Annotated in this window: 1 protein-coding gene; it reads right to left on the minus strand. The window is 49.4% G+C overall.

Features of this window, described 5'->3' with window-relative positions; genetic code table 11:
• Positions 1-1005 (minus strand): methyl-accepting chemotaxis protein (locus R7O12_RS27210; protein WP_318127163.1); only part of this gene is annotated, 1005 nt, incomplete at both ends.

Below are 1005 nucleotides of genomic sequence, written 5' to 3' on the forward strand. Positions count from 1 at the left end.
GTGTTGAACATTCTGCGTGCGCCTTCACTGCTTTTCAGTGATTGCTCAGCAATGACATCTGCATCGTCTTTGATGCCTTGAGTATTGCGGCTGATGTCTTCACTTACCGCTCGCTGCTCTTCTGCTGCGCTCGCAATCTGCATCGCCATATCATTAATCTCAGTGATAGAGTTGGTGATGCTGGTTAGACTGTCGTGCGCTTGCTGTGCGTAATCCACGCTGGTATCTGCCAAGCTAGTGCTGGCTTGCATGCTGTTTACGGCAAGCTTGGTATTGCTTTGCAGCGTTTCAATCATGGTACGGATTTCTTCTGTTGAGCCATGAGTGCGTTGGCTAAGTACACGTACTTCATCCGCTACCACGGCAAATCCGCGTCCTTGTTCACCCGCGCGTGCTGCTTCGATGGCCGCATTGAGAGCGAGCAGGTTGGTTTGCTCAGCAATGCCTTGAATCGTAGACAGGATTTGGTTGATGCTTTGGGTGTTCGCTTCCAGTTCAGAAATCACATTTGCCGCATCACTCACTTGCTCAGCAAGCGACACAATTGCTTCACGGTTTTTCTGAATAACGCTTTGACCTTCCACACACGCAGATGCGGAGTTTTGGGATGCACTTGCGGTCAATTCTGCATGACTTGCCACTTCTGCAGCGGTTGCTGACATTTCATGAATGGCCGTAGCAATTTGGTTTACGTCATTTCGTTGGTGCTCAACACGTCCTGCCGCCATGGCTGAGAGTTCGTTCGCCTGTTGTGCTTGTTCTGACAACTGCTGACTGTTTTCGACGATGTTTTTTAGCATTGATTGCATCTGAGTAAGGAACTGGTTGACGTGCGTGGCCAGTTCACCAATTTCATCCATGCGTTCAATCTCGATGCGCTGCGTCAAATCACCTTCACCTTGTGACAGTTCAGAGAGTGCATCCGACAAAGTTTGCAGTGGACGTAGTAGGCGAGTGATCACGTAAGTGCTGATGGCAGCGATGATCAAATACATCACGATTGAA

The organism is Vibrio sp. Vb1574, assembly GCF_033338675.1.